Source organism: Chryseobacterium sp. POE27, from assembly GCF_039727685.1.
Classification (GTDB): Bacteria; Bacteroidota; Bacteroidia; order Flavobacteriales; family Weeksellaceae; genus Chryseobacterium.
The window spans coordinates 242973-260154 of the sequence record NZ_CP152475.1 but is presented as its reverse complement, the minus strand read 5'-3'; the positions used below and the strand labels follow the sequence as shown (position 1 = coordinate 260154).

Here is a 17182-nt window from a genome sequence, read left to right as displayed (position 1 = left end):
TTGTTATTGTTGAACCCTTTCAGGGTTCGCGGTTTGTTTTGTTATCATTCCACAGGTTTCACTTGTGGCTATTGTTGTTGAACCCTTCGGGTTCTTTTTCTATTTCATTTTTAAAATATATGTTTTACCGGCTTCCGTCGGGAAATCGTACATCACAGATTCTTTTATTTCGACAGGATTTAATTTTACTTCACTGGAAATCAGTGGCTTTTTAATTTCAGGTGTCTCAAAAAAAGGATTAGGGTTTCTGCCTTCTGCTTTTTTGAGTTTTATTTTACCTGATAATTCCATTTCGTTGGGAATTCTGACTCTACAGTTTCCGCCTAAATTTGATTTTATGGTGATTTGTTTGGCTTTATTATTTTCCCAGACAATGCTGATTTCAAAGTCGCCATACGTTTTCAGTCCTGATATTTTTCCGTTTTTCCATTCATCGGGAAGCGCGGGAAGAATGTCGATAAAACCGTTTTGAGTCTGTAAAAGCATCTCAGTAATTCCCGAGGTACAGCCGAAATTTCCGTCAATCTGAAACGGCGGATGTGCATCAAAAAGATTGGGATACGTTCCGCCTTTGCTACCCCAACCGTCTTTTTCTACCAAGGTTAATTGGTCTTTGATTAATTTGTTAGCGTGATTTCCGTCTAATAATTTTGCCCAAAGATTGACTTTCCAGCCCATACTCCAACCTGTGGAAACGTCGCCACGATGCAGTAAAACGGTTTTGGAAGCATCCAACAATTCAGGAGTCGTAAACGGATTGATTTGGTTAGACGGAAATAATCCGTAGAGATGCGAAACGTGTCTGTGATTGTCTTTCGGGTTGTCCCAATCTTCCGCCCATTCCTGTAGCTGTCCATATTTCCCGATTTTCATCGGTGGTAATTTTGAGATTATATTGTCCCAAACCTTTATTTTTTCCGAATCAACATTAAGGATTTCAGCTACTTTTTTTGTTTTAGAAAACAGGTCAAACATTAACTGATTATCCATCGTATTTCCGGCTGCCAAAGCACTTCCGTGATGTCCGTCCGGAATATTTTCGGGAGACATTGACGGATTTACAATCAGCCATTTGTGCGTTGGTTCCCCAATCAGAAAATCTTCATAAAATTGAGTAGCAGATTTTAGAATCGGATAAATGGATTTGAGATAATTTTTGTCGCCACTGTACAAATATTTTTCCCAAAGATGTTGCGAAAGCCAAGCGCCACCCATTGGCCACATGCCTGCATTAGCAAAATCTACAACGCCTGTGATTCTCCAGATATCCGTGTTGTGATGCGCGACCCAGCCACTACTCTTATACATTACTTTTGCCGTTTCTTTTCCGGATTCGCTCAAATCTTTTACCATCTGAATCAGCGGTTCGTGCATCTCGGAAAGGTTGGTTTTTTCCGCCGGCCAGTAATTCATTTCCGTGTTGATATTGATGGTGTATTTGCTGTCCCAGGCAGGTTTGTTGGAATTATTCCAGATTCCCTGAAGATTGGCTGGCTGACCCTTTGGTTGTGAAGACGAAATCAAAAGATAGCGACCAAATTGGTAATATAAAGCAACAAGTTGCGGGTCGTAATGGGTTGCGAAATTTTTAATTCGAACGTCGGTTGGATTTTTTGAAGCCTCGGAAGTTCCTAAATCAAAATCAACTCTTTTGAAATATTTTTGGTAAGAAGCAAGATGATTTTTGAATAAAGTATTAAAACTCTTATTTTCTGATACTTCGATGTATTTTTTACTTTTTAAAACTTCGTTGGTGCTTAAAGTTTTATAATCTGTAAAATTGGTCGCAATTGAAATGAGAATCATCACTTCATCGGAATTGCTTACGGAAATTCCGTTTTCTGAAACTTCCGTTTTGCCACCTTTGTTGATGAATTTTGCGAGTGCATTGAATTTAACCTGACCCTGAACGCCGTCTAAAGTTGAAGACAATCCGTCCATTTGCAAGGTGTTTGAATCAATGGCTTTACTATTTTTTTTGAGTTCGCTGTTGAATTGAGCGGTGAAACTGAGGGCATTTTTTTTGTCTGAACTTAATTTAATTACAATCACATTGTCCGGAATTGAAGCAAAAACTTCTCTTTTGAAATTAATCCCATTGGCTGAAAATGTAGTTGTAGTAATTGCTTTTTCGATGTCTAATTCTCTGTAATAATTTTTAACATTATTAACATTATTAAAATCAAGCGTAAAATCACCGATATTCTGAAATGCCGAACCGTGAAGTGTTTTGGCGGTCAAACCTTTATCAGCAAGGATTTGCGCTCTTTTGTAATTCCCATTAAATAAATAATATCGGATAGAATCTAAAACTTTCGGGCCATCGGGATTATCGTTTCGGGAAGGTCCGCCTGACCAAAAAGTAGCTTCATTCAGCTGAACTTTTTCCTGAGAAGGGTCGCCAAAAACCATTGCTGCCAACCTTCCGTTTCCAACTGGTAATGCTTCCACCCACTGTTTAGCAGGTTTGTCGTACCAAAGCTTGTATCTTCCTCCTTTTTGAGCAAAGGAAAATCCGCTGAGGAAAAGAAAGGTTAATATGGAAAGCTTGAAGTTCATTTTTTTAAATTTTCTTTTCTGAAACAGAATTTCCGGTTGCATTTCTATTAATCAGCCAAATAATTCCCCACGCCGCAATGTAAGAAACACCGGCAATGAAAAATATGATGTTGTAACCGCCGTTGATATTTCCGGCTTTTTTAAATGTATCTAACACAATCCCGATGAAAAGTGGAAAGAGAATTCCGGCTGCTGAACCCAGCATTCCGCCAAAACCGATAACCGAACTCACGTAATTATTGGGTAATTTGTCTCCGACCGTTGTCATCAGATTCGCTCCCCAACCCTGATGTGCAGCTGTTGCCAAAGCAATGATAATCGTAATCATCCACATATTGTCAACGTATTTTGAAAACATTACCGGAACGACCATTAAGGCGAACAGTAACATTGTAAAACTTCTTGCTCTTCCGATGCCCCAGCCTTTTTTAATTAAAAATGAGGACAGATAACCACCGCCAATACTACCAATTGTGGTTCCACTGTAAATGATAATCAACGGGATGGAAGGCTTGGTCAAATCCATTTTAAAAACGTCTGCAAAATACGCCGGAAGCCAGAACATAAAGAAATACCAAATCGGGTCGGTAAGGATTTTTCCGATGGCAAAAGACCAGGTTACCTTATATTTTAATATTTCGGACAAAGGAACTTTAGACTGCTCCTGTGTTTTTCCGTCTTGGTCACTTTTAATGTATTGTAACTCTTCCTGACTTAGTTTTTTTGTTTTTTCCGGAATGGTGTAAAATCTCCACCACAAAAAAATCCACAATAAACCCAGTGCACCGATCCAGACAAAAGTTTCCCTCCAGCCGTAATGTCCCAAAATAAAAGGAACCAGCAGCGGTGCCAAAATGGCTCCTACTGTTGCGCCCGAATTGAAAATTCCTGTTGCTAAGGCTCTTTCTTTTTTCGGAAACCATTCGGCGACAGATTTTATTGCTGCCGGAAAATTTCCTGCTTCACTGATTCCTAAAGTACTTCTCGCAACTAAAAACCCGACCGTACTTTTTACAAAACCGTGTCCGATAGACGCTAAGCTCCAGACAATCAAAGAAACGGCGTATCCGATTTTGGTTCCAACCCGGTCGATAAATCGTCCCATTGCAAGATAACCTATGGCATAAGTTGTCGTAAAAGCCATCACAATGTAGCTGTAATCCTTTTCGTCCCAGCTGAATTCCTTTTCAAGAACAGGTTTTAGCAAGCCCATTACCTGACGGTCGAGATAATTGATGGTCGTCGCAAGGAAGACCAAAGACAGCATAAACCATCTGATATTTCGGTTTTTAGGAGCCTGCATTTAGTTTTGATTAAGTTGTTGTAATAATTTCTTCACCTTTTCTGTAAGTTCCTGCTCTTTCACATCTGATTTTACCAAAGAACTTCCCAATCCAACTGCCATTGCACCACCTCGGAACCATTCATTGATGTCCTCAACATCGGCATTCACGCCACCTGTTGGCATAAAATTCATTCCGGGAAAAACAGGCTGAATGGATTTGATATAATTTTTACCTAAAGCATCGGCTGGGAATATTTTAACCAGATTAAGTCCGCTCTGAAAAGCCAGATTAACATCCGACGGCGTAAAGCAGCCCGGAATCAGCAGTACATTTTTCTTTATTGAATGTTTAATAAGTTTCCTGCTAATGACCGGTGTAATAATAAAATCGGTATTTGCATTAACATAATCGTCTATTTCGTTTGTATTTTTCACAGTTCCGATTCCTAATAAAAGTCCGGGAAATTCTGTGGACAAAATTTCTTTAAGCTTGGTGAAATTTTCCAAAGCCTGAGTGCCACGGTTGGTGTATTCTATAACACGGATTCCGCCGTCATAAAGGGCTTTTACTATATTTTTTGAAACTTCAAAAGATTCGTTGTAAAACAACGGAACAATTTTCTGGTCTTTTATTTTTTGTATGATTGGATTCATAATTTTTCGATATTTATAGATTCATCAATGGTGTCGCCTTTTACAAATAATTTTCTGAAAGCAACTTTTGTCGCATCGTCTAAAATCTGCTGTGAAGAATTTCCTTTGATTTTTCCGTGAATTAATGCAGCCATAAACGAATCTCCACTGCCGACTCTTTCCTCAATTTTGTCAGATTGATATTGTTCCGAAACCAAAAGTTGGTCAGTGAACAAAGTCGCATAATAATTCACTTTTTCACTCATTGTGAAACGGAAAGTATTCGCTACCATTTCCACATTCGGAAATTGTTTCTGAATTTCCAACGCAGATTTTTCGGCTTGTTTTAAAAGATTTTCGTCATCAAAATTTCCATTCAGTTCGTATTCAATCGGGATTTCCATAAACTGCTGAATCGACCAGATATTTCCCATCAAAACACTGATGAAAGGCATCATTTTTCTGATTAATTCTGATGGATTTCTTCCCTGCCAAAGCGCTGAACGGTAATTTAAATCCAAAGAAACAGTGATATTTCTTTTTGCAGCTTCACTCATCAAATCGAGACATTTCCGATAAGCTTTTTCGCTCAACGCCGGCGTAATTGTACTGATGTGAAGCCATTTAACTTCAGAAAAAATTTCATCAAAATTAAATTGAGAAAAGTCGGACTGTGTAAAAACCGATGGAAAACGATCATAGACCACCGAAGCATTTTGCATATCGCCATCCGATGAAAGGTAAAAAGTTCCGATTCTGCCGTTACTTTTTTCTGCTAAAATTTCGATTCCTTTATTTTGAAGCTGAATTTTCAATTGATTTCCGACAAAATTTTCCGGTAAAGCTGAAAGTAATTTAACAGGATTTTGCCATTGCGCAAGTGCAGAAGCCACGTTGTATTCTGCGCCGCCGACGAAGATTTTCAGAGACTGTTCATTCAGCCATTTTCCTTCGGAATCCGGAGCGAAATGGAGAAGCAGCTCACCAAAGCAAAGTATTTTTCCTGAATTCATTTTTTATTCTTTATGATCTTTTACTTTCATTATCGGCAGGAGCTTATTCAGAAACTCCTGCGAAATAACTTCTCATTAGATTTATTTCAAACTCTCAGAATCCGAAATAGTTTTTTGTATTATAATAACAGATGTCCTGTATAATTTTTCCTACCCATTCTTCGTCGTTGGGAAGAAGCCCTTTTTCCATTTCGGAGCCAAATATATTGCATACAAGTCTTCTGAAATATTCGTGTCTTGAAAAAGAAAGAAAACTTCGCGAATCCGTCAGCATTCCGATAAAAGTGCTTATCAGTCCTAAATTTGAAACTGTATTCATCTGTTTTTCCATCCCATCCAGCTGATCCAGGAACCACCAGGCGGCCCCGAACTGTACTTTTCCTTTGATTCCTTCTTCATTAAAGTTCCCGGCCATGGTTGCTAAAACTTCATTAAGCGTTGGATTGAGGGTATAGATAATAGATTTTGCCAGCTTATCTTCCGCATTGAGTTCGTCAAACATCACACTCATTCTTTGGGCAAAGTATAATTCTCCGATAGCATCATAACCGGCATTTATACCGATACGATGAAGCATTTTCGAATTGTTATTCCGGGTTGCGCCTACATGAAACTGTTGTACCCAGCCTTTAGCCGCATACATTTTGCAAAGCTCTTTCAGAAGATAGCCGGATAAGGCCTCAGGATCTGAAAAAGTTTTTCGGTTACCTGCTAAAAACTCACGGAACTCATGGTCTAAAGTGCTGTTCCACTTTGTAGTATCCGGAAAAAATTCAAATCCATGATCTGAAATTCTGGCTCCGTTATCGTGAAAATAATTTATTCTTATGTATAATGCTTCCAATAGATCAGAAGCTGATTGGATAGCTATTCCACTGGCATTTTCAAGTTTCTGAACATTTTTACGGTAAGCTTCCTCATCGGTAAAAGTGATGTAAACATCAGGTCTGAAAGCAGGAAACACACTAGTTTTAAAATCAGATGTTTTAATATCCTGATGAAATTCCAGATTGTCTGAGGGGTCGTCTGTGGTACAAAGTATTTCTACCCCGAAGTGCTGAAGCAACTGTTGCGGCCTGAAATTATCTGACTTAAGCGCATCATTCATTTTGGAATACACCGCTTCCGAATTTTTCCCGGAAAGATATTCTGTGATTCCGAACGGGTTTTTAAGCTCCAGATGGGTCCAGTGAAATAAAGGATTTCTGAGTGTATAAGGTACTACTTCTGCCCATTTGTTGAATTTCTCTTCGTCTGTTGCATTTCCGGAAATGAATTTCTCCTGTACTCCGAAGTTTCGCATAGCTCTCCATTTGTAATGATCGCCATCCAGCCAAATTGCTGCAGGAGAACGGAAATTTTTATTTTTTGCAATGACATCAGGTTCGAGGTGATTGTGATAATCGATCACCGGGAGATCTTTTGCGTAAGAAAAATACAGATTTTCAGCTTTTGCTGATTCCAACAAAAACGATTCTCCGAAAACTTCTTTATTGTTAATGAAACTCTTCATTATTAATAGCATTATTATATTACATAGCACAGTTTTTCACCTGTGACTGTCTTTATTAACCCTTAAGATTAATTAGTTTTTAACTTAAAAAACAAGACCCGATGAAATTTTCACAGAGCCTTGCCTCTATATGAAGAAAATTAAGTTTAATTTACAATTTAAACACCACTGAAAGCACTGAAACCGCCATCAACAGGCAATAATGCACCGGTAATGAAGCTTGCAGCATCTGAACACAGGAACTGTACCGCTCCGTTGAGCTCTTCCACATCTCCGAAGCGTGCCATTGGCGTTTTAGCGATAACTTTTTTTACTTCTGTCGGTTAAAGATCCATCAGGATTCAATAAGATAGCCCGGTTCTGATCACCTATGAAAAAACCCGGAGCAACAGCATTAACGCGTATTTTATCTCCAAATTTTAAGGCAACATCAGAAGCCAGCCATTGGGTAAAATTGGTAATCGCAGATTTTGCGGCCGAATAGCCAGCAACTCTTGTAATCGCCGAATATGCTGCCATCGATGAAATATTAACGATACTTCCGCTTCCCTGCTCTGCCATTACTTTACCGAAAACATAGCTTGGATAAACGGTCCCGTTGATATTAAGGTCGGTCACTTCATTCCAGCCTTCTATTTTCATATCAAAGAATGACTGTTCGGGAGATAAAGTTGCAGCAGGAATATTTCCACCGGCAATATTTAATAAGATATCTATCTTTCCATATTTTTCTGTGATCTTTTTTGATGCTGATTCAAGACTTTCGATGTCCATTACATTCGCTTCTACAGCAAAGGCATCACCGCCTGAATCGCTCAATTCATTGACGCGAGCATCCAAAGTTGTCTGATTTCTTCCAAGTACTACCACTTTAGCTCCGGCTTCTATAAAGCTTTTCGCCAGACTTCCTCCCAAAACTCCTGAAGCTCCCGTAATAACGGCCACTTTATCTTTTATGCTGAATATTTCGTTCATTATTATGATTGATAATTGATGATTAATAATTGATCTAAACGTAATATTAATTTCCCTTCGACATTTCGTTTTGTACAGTTGCCATTACGCCTTCAATCTGTCCCAAAGCCAGCATTCTTCCTAAAAATGAATATCCTGGATGATAACCTTTATCAACATCATCGGTTAAAAGCCTTCCGTGATCGACTCTCATCGGAAGTGAAGGATTTTCTTTTTCAAATACACGAATCACGTCAATAAGTTTACCTCTTCCTGATAAATGTGTAGCTTCTATAAAATCGCCGTTCTCGAAAACATTGGTACTTCTGAGGTGAACAAATTTTGTTCTGTGTGCATATTTTTGGGCGAGCTTGGGAACGTCATTCTGAAGACCGGCACTCAGTGAGCCTGCACAGAAAGTAAGTCCGTTGTGAGGATTATCCACTGCATTCAGGAACCAGTCGATATCTTCTTCATTAGTCACGATTCTCGGTAAGCCCAGCAAAGCAAAAGGCGGATCGTCCGGGTGTACGCACATCTGAATGTTCCATTGCTCGCAGACAGGCATGATTTTTTCCAGAAAGTACTTCATGTTTTCACGAAGCTGATCTTTATCAATCCCGTCATATAAACTCAATAAATTCTTAAATAAAGCTACCGGATTCTGATCGCCTTCTTTAATATTTCCATTGACAAATCCCTGAGTTTTGACAATAACTGAATCAATCAAATCATTGTTATCAGATTCTGTCAGGGTATTTTTAAATTCTTCTACTTTTTCAAGTATTTCTGAATTATAATCGTTTTCAGCGCCTTCTCTTTTCAGAATATGAATTTCGAAATAAGCAAATTTAGCCTTATCAAAATAAAGTGATGAAGCACCATCTTCCCATTGATAAAAAAGATCGGTACGCGCCCAGTCCAGCACCGGCATAAAGTTATAGCAAACGATATTAATGCCAGCTTTTCCCAGATTCTCCAAGCTCTGAATATAGTTTTCTATTAAAGAGTCCCGGTCTTCACCTCCGTATTTGATGGCTTCACTTACAGGAAGACTTTCCACTACAGACCAGCGAAGACCGTGACTTTCTATATATTTTTTATATTCCTGAATGGCATCCAGGGGCCATACCTGTCCGTTCGGAATATCGTGGAGAGCAGAAACAATACCTTCCACACCGATCTGACGGAGCATATTTAATTTTATTTTGTCTTTCTGACCAAACCATCGCCAGGTTTTTTCCATAATCTTTAAAAATTTTTATTCATTAAACAAAGCAGGTGCTTTTGGTAAACACCTACTTTGCTGTTAATATGAATGTAAGAATAAAATCAATTAGTATCCAGGATTCTGGAATTTTGCCTTAACATCTGCACTCACTTCCATCGCATCAAGCTGCCCCTGTGGAATCGGTCTCAAATAATGGAAAGGCTGAATATTTCTTGTTACGGTTTGCGGAGCGTGGTCACCATATGATGCACCACCTATCTGATACGTCGCTGCATATTCTCCCCATTTCTGTGTACGTACCAAATCATACCATCTATAGAATTCACCATAGTATTCTCTTGATCTTTCCGCAAGGATATAATCAATGGTGATCGTAGAGGGAGTTGCAGCGATCATTGCTGCACTGTTATCAGCTACGAAAGGTACATTTTGGGCATTGTTGAACTTCCATTTTCCTGCTCTTGCACGAATCACATTGATAAGATCTCTTGCGCTCATAGCACCAGAAGCTCCTTTTACTGCTGCTTCAGCTGCAATAAAGTAAAATTCAGAGAATTTAGCTACCGAGAAAGGACGAGTAAGACCTGCGTTCGGATATCCAAGACCATTTGGGTCATCTGTACGGTAAGTTCCTATTTTCCATAGCCCAGGATAAACAATTCTGTTAATTCCGTTAGGAGCAATTACCCAGTCTGCTCTGCCTGCAAGTGTTCCAGCCCCTACCCCGCTTTGTCCTGCACCGGTAGGATATGAAGGGGTTTGTGAATCATCATTAAGGAAACTTAAAATAGCTCCACCCGGCTGTACAGGTAAGTTATTGGCATTGTAAAGTGTTCCTACCGTAGTAAGCCCTGTTCCATTTTTGTTCCAGTTTCCACGGTACGTGGTTACAAAAGTACCATCGTATCTTGAGTCATTAGTTTTATCTGCGAATGTATTCTTAATTACGCCTAATGTCGGACACATACGTACCCAAGGACGGCCTAGCGACTGAGCTGCTTCACGCTGTACAGAACTAACAATATCAGTAGAAGCCCAAGCTGTCGTCTTGCTACTTTTGATAGCTGTATAGTTCCATGTCTGCATCCAGGCAGCAAAATTATCAGGAGCCCATCCTGAACCGAAACCTACAGGATCACTTTCGTTATAATACGTGCTGGATTGCGTATGGTCTGCATACAGCATACTTTCTGTATTTCTGTCGTTCGAACCTACGTTAACATCGTAAAATGTAGGCTGTAAAGCATAACCATTAGGATTGTTGATTCCTTCTAAAGCGAGATCATAAGCCTGCTGAAAATACCACTGTGCGTTATGTCCATTAGGATCGGTTCTTGATGTTTCCGGGTACGTAGGTATATTATTAGGATTTTGCAGCCACCAACCATAAGTAAGATAAGCTTTAGCAAGCATAAGTCTGGCAACATTTTTTGTTACTCCTCCTGTTACGCGCGGTGCCGTAGGAAGATTATCTATGGCCATTTTAAGATCCGGAAATATGGCTTTCGTATATACTTCAGTAACAGTATTTCTTACAAATGACGTGGAAGGAAGTGTATTATATTTTAATTCTCCCTGTCCCATATCTAAAGGAACACCTCCATAAGTCTGTACAAGCATAAAATAATCAAACCCTCTGAAAAATCTTGCTTCTGAGATCATAGATTCTGCAATACCAAATCCGGGGCCTTTTTCGATAATTCCGTTTGCAGTATTGATATAAGGGAAAACTGCTCCCCATACCATACTGGTCGGAAAAGTGTTAGGATTAATATTTCCCTGACCAGACATGTCCAGTTCTTTAAAGTTTCCATCGGCACTTTGTGCCCATGTTGATTCGTCTGTTCCATTCTGGCAGTTACTCATAAAGTAACCATTTCCGTACAGAAGTCTCATTTGTCTATATAATGCAGTAAAACTCTGCTTTACTCCATCGGCTGTATTGAAATAATCAACACTGTACCCTGATCTTGGCTGTTCGTCAAGAATCTCGTTACAACCTGTAAATGTTAATGACAGGAAGATGGCTCCCAAAATCATTTTTTTATTAATATTTATCATGACTATACAGTTTAGAAGGTTAAGTTAAGTCCCATTAAATAGTTTCTTGTAGATGGATTGTTTGTTCCGATTACAAGCTGACGGCTTTGATAGCCGCTTACGGCCTGGTTTTCATTCCCTAGAGAGTTAGGTTCCGGATCCATTCCTGAGAATTTGTGGTATGGTGAAAATAATACAAGAGGATTTGTCACAGTAAAATATATCCTGAAGCTATTGATTTTGAAATCTTTCAAAAATTCTTTATCAATATTATATCCTAATGTAATTGTACGCAATTTAAGATAGGAAGCATCAAACATAGCGAGTGTCGAAGAATACTTAGGGTTATCACCACTCAAGTGTCTTCCCGGACGTGGAAAATAAGCATCCGTATTGTTTTCTGTCCAGTAGTCTACATCAACGTTATTACCTCTCCCCGTAAGCCTGTTAAGATAGCTTGCAGATCCGTACAATGTACTTACAAGAATACCACCTTGCTGAAATGCGCCCACGGTGCTGAGTTCAAAATTCTTATATGAAAATCTCATATTGAAACCTCCCTGAAATTTCGGAGCAGTATCAAAAATCTGGCGGTCATCGGCATTGATAGCTCTCATTGGAGATCCATCAGCATTGTAGCCTCCGGTATAGAGAACTTTAATCGATCCTACGACATCAGCAGCTGTTCCCGGCTCAAGAATATTCTGATAAGGATCTCCCGCCTGCCATAAGCCAACATACTGATAATCATACAGAGAATTGATGTTATGGCCTACGAACCAAAGGTTATTTACGTCACGTTGTGTTCCTGACGCAAGGGATAATATTTTATTTCTGTTTGTATAAAAATTCACTCCGGCTTCCCAAGAAAAACCATCAGGATTATCGAGAATTAATCCGTTTAAAGAAACTTCAAAACCTTTATTTTCGGTTTCTGCAACATTCTGAACAATTGATCCCCAACCGCTTGAAGGTGCCAAACTTTTTTGAGTAAGGAGGTCTACCGTATTCGTTTTGTAATATTCTGCACTACCCGTTAGCCTGTTTCCAAATAATCCGAAATCTACCCCATAGTTTTGTGTTTTTGAATATTCCCAGCCTAATCCTGGATTCGGAGCCTGATCACCATAAACACCTGTACTACCCGTTCCCCCAAAGTTGTAAGGAGCGACATTCATTCTTCCCATTGTAGAGTAAGGATTCACGGCCTGATTTGAGGTTTGCCCCCATCCTGCTCTGAATTTAAGTAGGTTTAGCGCCTTTATGTTTTGCATAAAAGATTCATTTGTAACATTCCATCCTACTGAGATCGCAGGGTAAGTATGCCATTTGTTGCCGGGAGCCAGCCTCGACGATCCGTCCGCACGAAGTGTTGCCGTCAACATATACTTATTATCGAAAGTGTACATCACTCTTCCCATCGCAGAAAGTAATCCGGTTTGTGAATAGCTCTGATCTTCCGGTCTTACGGTAATGTCGGCCTGAGGAGACTGTCCCAAATTATAATATTGGAAGAAATCAGCAGGGACATTCTTCGCACTCATGTAAGAGCTTATCAGACGGTTTCCTTCGGCAGAATATAATCCGACTGCATTGATTTTATGTTTACCGAATGTACGATCATAAGTCAGCAAATTTTCCAAAACCCAATGGTAAGTCTGATTATTTCCTCTTCCTGCGGCTGACGGAGCTGACGGGTTAGTACTGAAAACGCCGACCCCAGTATAATTCCCATTATTTGCAGTACGGTAGTCCAAACCTACATTCAATCTGTATTTTAACCCATTTAATGGGAGATTAACTTCCCCATATAAATTATTATACGATGCAAATGCTTTACTTTCATCAACATATTTATCTCTTAATGCTTCCAGATTCTGGCGAGTATAAATCCAGCTCTGATCGATTCCGCCGGCGGTAGTCATAATTGTTTTCGGGGTCCCGTCTGCATTATAAGGATTTACTAGCGGCGAGTAGCCAAGTACTGCTCCTGGACTCACTCCGTTTCCTTCCGAAATGGCATAATTGGTATTTGTAGTGAAACCGAAACGGAACATTTTTCCCACCTGCTGATCAACTGCGGCACGTAAAGCAAATCTTTCATAACTCTGTAGAGGAACGAGTGCATTTTGCTTGTAATAAGATAGTCCTACGTTATAGTTTCCGCCCTCTGTACCGCCTGACACGCCAATATCATGGCTGGTCATCATCGCCGGTTTATAATATAAACTTTGCCAGTCAGTGTTAGTGCTGTTACTTTCGTCTGCACCATTAGAATATAAAGGTGTTGAATTTCCCGCAGGAGTGGCATAAGCACGGAGCTGTGCAAATTGAGGTCCATCCATCATGGGATACTTTGAGAAAAGTGTCTGAACACCTGTAAAGGTGTTATAGGTAAACCTCGGTTTTTGTCCTTTTGTTCCCCTATTTGTTGTCACAAGAATAACTCCATTTGCTCCTCTTGAACCATATATCGCAGTTGCAGAAGCATCTTTAAGGATGTCAATACTTTTAATATCACTTGAACTGATGTCTCCTAATGATCCTACAAACGGAATACCGTCAAGTACAATAAGTGGGTTGTTATCACCTGTTAATGATCTCGTCCCCCGGATTCGGATTTGCATGGCCGCACCAGGTTTTGTGGAAGTTTGAGAAATATCTACACCCGCAGTTCTACCTTGCAAAGCCTGTGTAATGTTGGCTGAAGGTACCTCGCGAAGTGCATCTCCCTTTACGGTAGCTACAGATCCTGTTACGGCTTCTTTTCTTTGGGTACCGTATCCAATCATGACTACTTCCTCTATCTTTTTCTCCTTGGTCACCGTATCTTTCTTAACCTGGGAATACGCCAAGCCGGAAGGTAATAAGGCCATGGCAAAAAAATAAGGCCGCCTTATTGGTTTTAGCTAAATAAAATCGGTTCATAATTATTATTTTTAAATATTAGGGTTGAATAAAAAGGCCATTAATAATTATAATTCTGAAAATCCTTAGTGTTAGCAGCCTTTTCATTTTTTATTAGATATACATGTTCACAATAGCTTCAAACAATTCTTGTTTTCCACTTTTTGGCTCAGGTTCCCCGATTTCATGTGCTATTCTCTGAAGATCTTCCAATTTAAGGTTGCCTTCTTCAAATGCCTTCCCGTTTCCGTTGTCAAAAGAAGCGTAGCGATTCGTTCTTAATTTTTTATAATCTGAATTTTCAAGGATATCGGCTGCTGCCAGAAGTCCTTTTGCAAATACATCCATTCCCGAAATGTGAGAGATAAACAAATCTTCAGGATCAATAGAATTTCTTCTGATCTTAGCATCAAAATTAACTCCTCCATTTCCTAAACCTCCTGCAGGAAGCAATACAAGCCAAGCCTGAACCATCTCAAGATAATCTACAGGGAACTGATCTGTATCCCAGCCATTCTGATAGTCTCCTCTATTAGCGTCGATACTACCCAAAAGTCCTGCATCTACAGCAACCTGAAGCTCATGCTCGAAAGTATGGCCTGCCAGCGTAGCGTGGTTAACTTCAATATTTAATTTAAAATCTTTATCCAATCCATAGTGTCTCAAGAAACCAATCACCGTTTCAGAATCGTAGTCATATTGGTGTTTTGTAGGCTCCATTGGTTTAGGCTCAATCAGGAAAGTCCCTTTAAAACCTTGCTGACGTGCATAATCTCTGGACATTGAAAGAAAACGTGCCAGGTGATCTTTTTCACGTTTCATATCTGTGTTCAGAAGGCTCATATATCCTTCTCTTCCGCCCCAGAATACGTAGTTTTCACCACCCAAAGCAATTGTCGCGTCGATGGAATTTTTCACCTGAGTTCCTGCACACGCAACAACATCAAAATTAGGGTTTGTAGAAGCCCCGTTCATGTATCTTTCGTGAGTGAAAACATTTGCTGTTCCCCATAAAAGCTTGATTCCAGTCTCTGCCTGCTTTTGCTTTGCATACTCTACCACTGCCTGAAGGTTTTTTTCGTAATCTTTCCAGTTGTCGGCCGGGTCTACAAGATCGATATCATGGAAACAATAGTAGCTGAAGCCCATTTTAGACATAAACTCAAAACCCGCATCCATTTTGTGCATTGCTCTTGTGACAGCGTCATTACCGATATCCCAAGGATGATGAATGGTAGCTCCTCCGAAAGGATCGCTTCCGTTTGCACATAAGGTATGCCACCATGCCATTGCAAAGCGTGTCCAGTCTTTCATAGGTTTTCCCATGACAACTTTTTCAGCATCATAATAGCGGAATGCCATTGGATTTCTGCTTTCCTTCCCTTCAAATTTAATTTTGTCGATACCTTTAAAAAACTCTTTCGTACCTGTTAAAGTGTTCATATTTCTTATTTATTTTTATTTAAAGTTTGCGTAGTCATTCCCTTCTCACTGATGTAGAAAGATCAGTAAGTGCCGAGGAATTTTTCCGCTGATTCGTTTTTAGATTATTTCATTAAGATGATGCTTCCATCTTGTATAGGCTTCCAGATATTGTTCTTGTTTCTCGTGTTCAGGCTCTATCACTGCAATTTTTTCGAGTGATGAAAATGCTTCTTTAGAATCTGCATAAAACCCTATTCCTATTCCCGCAGCTCTTGCAGCTCCTACAGCTCCGTCGGTATCATAAAGTTCAATTACTGCATTACTGACACTGGAAAGTGACTGACGAAAAATTGAACTTAAAAACATATTGGCATTTCCTGCACGAATCACCTGAATATCCATCCCGATATTTCTCATGATATTCATTCCGTATTCGTAAGAAAATACGATTCCTTCCTGCGCTGCGCGCAATATGTCTCCTTTTGTATGAATATTAAAATTAATCCCGTGTATTGAACAGTTGGTTTCTTTGTTTTCCAGTACTCTTTCTGCACCGTTTCCGAAAGGTACAATACTTAATCCTTTAGAACCTACCGGAGAAAGTGAAGCCAGCTCATTCATGTCTCCATATGAAGATAATGATGTTGCAAAATTATGTTTGAGCCACGAATTCAAAATTCCTGTTCCATTGATGCAAAGTAAAACGCCCAGTCTGATCTGCTCTGGTGTATAATTAACGTGAGCAAATGTATTGACCCTTGATAATTTATCGTATTCAAGCTGATCCAGCACCCCATACACCACTCCTGAAGTTCCGGCAGTGGAAGCAATTTCTCCCGGATTAAAAACATTTAGTGAAAGTGCGTTGTTTGGCTGATCTCCTGCTCTATATGAGATCGGTGTTCCTTCTTTTAAACCTAATTCCTGAGCTGCTGCTGCAGAAACCGTAGCCTGAATCCCGAACGTAGGAATAATCTCCGGGAAGAAGCTTTTAGGAATTCCGTAATGGCCGATTACGTCTTCCGAAATACAATTGTTTTTAAAATCCCAGAAAATCCCTTCCGACAACCCTTCGATCGTTATTCCGATTTGTCCGGACAGTTTCATAGCGATATAATCTCCGGGAAGCATTATTTTATCAATCTGATCAAAAATTTCAGGTTCGTTTTCTTTCACCCATGCTAGTTTTGATGCTGTAAAGTTTCCCGGTGAATTTAATAAATGAGATAAACATTTTTCTTCACCAATTTCTTTAAAAGCCTTTTCTCCATACGGCACTGCGCGGCTGTCGCACCAGATAATGGATGGTCTTAATAAATTCTGATCTTTGTCTACAAGGATAAGCCCGTGCATCTGCCATGTAATGCCAATTCCTTTAATATCTTCCGCATGTACTCCTGATTCATGCATAACAGCTTCATGAGCCAGTTTCAGGTTTGTCCACCAGTCACCGGGGTTCTGTTCTGCCCATCCGGGATTGATGGCGGTGATTTTCATTTCCTTTTTTTGGAGAAAATTCTGAAGCAATCACCTTTCCGCTAGATGCCTCGATGAGACAAACTTTTACAGAAGAACTGCCGATGTCATAGCCTAGTAAGTACATAATTTAGATAGAAGCGTAT

The 17182-nt window shown here is 39.7% G+C and carries 11 protein-coding genes and 1 pseudogene; all 12 read right to left on the bottom strand.

Annotated elements, in window-relative coordinates:
• Positions 1-99 precede the first annotated feature (99 nt).
• The 12 genes and pseudogenes from AAHI02_RS01190 to AAHI02_RS01135 all read right to left on the bottom strand — a co-directional run bounded on the left by AAHI02_RS01190 (position 100) and on the right by AAHI02_RS01135 (position 17163).
• On the bottom strand, positions 100-2559 hold the full coding sequence (locus AAHI02_RS01190) for a glycoside hydrolase family 95 protein (protein ID WP_346985062.1): 2460 nt from the start codon (positions 2557-2559) through the stop codon (positions 100-102).
• 4 nt (positions 2560-2563) lie between these two features.
• Positions 2564-3862: an MFS transporter gene (locus AAHI02_RS01185; protein ID WP_346985061.1), complete on the bottom strand. Its 1299-nt coding sequence runs from the start codon at positions 3860-3862 to the stop codon at positions 2564-2566.
• A complete protein-coding gene (locus AAHI02_RS01180; protein ID WP_346985060.1) occupies positions 3863-4498 on the bottom strand; it encodes a bifunctional 4-hydroxy-2-oxoglutarate aldolase/2-dehydro-3-deoxy-phosphogluconate aldolase in 636 nt (211 codons plus the stop codon). It abuts the gene before it with no gap.
• Positions 4495-5490, bottom strand: a complete 996-nt coding sequence (locus tag AAHI02_RS01175) for a sugar kinase (protein WP_346985059.1) — start codon at positions 5488-5490, stop codon at positions 4495-4497. The genes AAHI02_RS01180 and AAHI02_RS01175 overlap by 4 nt, the downstream gene beginning before the upstream one ends.
• 94 nt (positions 5491-5584) lie before the next feature.
• Positions 5585-7003 (bottom strand): glucuronate isomerase, encoded by a 1419-nt coding sequence (uxaC, locus tag AAHI02_RS01170; RefSeq protein ID WP_346985058.1) that lies wholly within the window; start codon positions 7001-7003, stop codon positions 5585-5587.
• Between the two features lie 158 nt (positions 7004-7161).
• Positions 7162-7290: an SDR family oxidoreductase gene (locus tag AAHI02_RS01165; protein ID WP_346985057.1), complete on the bottom strand. Its 129-nt coding sequence runs from the start codon at positions 7288-7290 to the stop codon at positions 7162-7164.
• 7 nt (positions 7291-7297) lie between these two features.
• Entirely contained in the window at positions 7298-7978 is a 681-nt protein-coding gene (locus tag AAHI02_RS01160; protein WP_346985056.1) for an SDR family NAD(P)-dependent oxidoreductase, read from the bottom strand.
• A 46-nt stretch (positions 7979-8024) separates the two neighbouring features.
• The gene (uxuA, locus tag AAHI02_RS01155) at positions 8025-9203 is read right to left on the bottom strand and encodes a mannonate dehydratase (protein WP_346985055.1); all 1179 of its coding nucleotides are present in this window, start codon (positions 9201-9203) and stop codon (positions 8025-8027) included.
• Between the two features lie 90 nt (positions 9204-9293).
• Positions 9294-11249 (bottom strand): RagB/SusD family nutrient uptake outer membrane protein, encoded by a 1956-nt coding sequence (locus AAHI02_RS01150; protein WP_346985054.1) that lies wholly within the window; start codon positions 11247-11249, stop codon positions 9294-9296.
• 11 nt (positions 11250-11260) lie between these two features.
• Positions 11261-14104, bottom strand: a complete 2844-nt coding sequence (locus tag AAHI02_RS01145; protein WP_346985053.1) for a SusC/RagA family TonB-linked outer membrane protein — start codon at positions 14102-14104, stop codon at positions 11261-11263.
• Positions 14105-14249: 145 nt separating this feature from the next.
• Positions 14250-15578, bottom strand: coding sequence for a xylose isomerase (xylA, locus tag AAHI02_RS01140; protein WP_346985052.1), 1329 nt, complete (start codon positions 15576-15578; stop codon positions 14250-14252).
• A gap of 99 nt (positions 15579-15677) precedes the next feature.
• Positions 15678-17163, bottom strand: a pseudogene (locus AAHI02_RS01135) (FGGY family carbohydrate kinase).
• Between the last annotated feature and the right edge of the window lie 19 nt (positions 17164-17182).

Coding starts and splice junctions, on each gene's coding strand:
- AAHI02_RS01190 (WP_346985062.1), bottom strand. CDS start 2,559: ATGAACTTCAAGCTTTCCATATTAACCTTTCTTTTCCTCAGCGGATTT.
- AAHI02_RS01185 (WP_346985061.1), bottom strand. CDS start 3,862: ATGCAGGCTCCTAAAAACCGAAATATCAGATGGTTTATGCTGTCTTTG.
- AAHI02_RS01180 (WP_346985060.1), bottom strand. CDS start 4,498: ATGAATCCAATCATACAAAAAATAAAAGACCAGAAAATTGTTCCGTTG.
- AAHI02_RS01175 (WP_346985059.1), bottom strand. CDS start 5,490: ATGAATTCAGGAAAAATACTTTGCTTTGGTGAGCTGCTTCTCCATTTC.
- uxaC (WP_346985058.1), bottom strand. CDS start 7,003: ATGAAGAGTTTCATTAACAATAAAGAAGTTTTCGGAGAATCGTTTTTG.
- AAHI02_RS01165 (WP_346985057.1), bottom strand. CDS start 7,290: ATGGCACGCTTCGGAGATGTGGAAGAGCTCAACGGAGCGGTACAGTTC.
- AAHI02_RS01160 (WP_346985056.1), bottom strand. CDS start 7,978: ATGAACGAAATATTCAGCATAAAAGATAAAGTGGCCGTTATTACGGGA.
- uxuA (WP_346985055.1), bottom strand. CDS start 9,203: ATGGAAAAAACCTGGCGATGGTTTGGTCAGAAAGACAAAATAAAATTA.
- AAHI02_RS01150 (WP_346985054.1), bottom strand. CDS start 11,249: ATGATAAATATTAATAAAAAAATGATTTTGGGAGCCATCTTCCTGTCA.
- AAHI02_RS01145 (WP_346985053.1), bottom strand. CDS start 14,104: ATGGCCTTATTACCTTCCGGCTTGGCGTATTCCCAGGTTAAGAAAGAT.
- xylA (WP_346985052.1), bottom strand. CDS start 15,578: ATGAACACTTTAACAGGTACGAAAGAGTTTTTTAAAGGTATCGACAAA.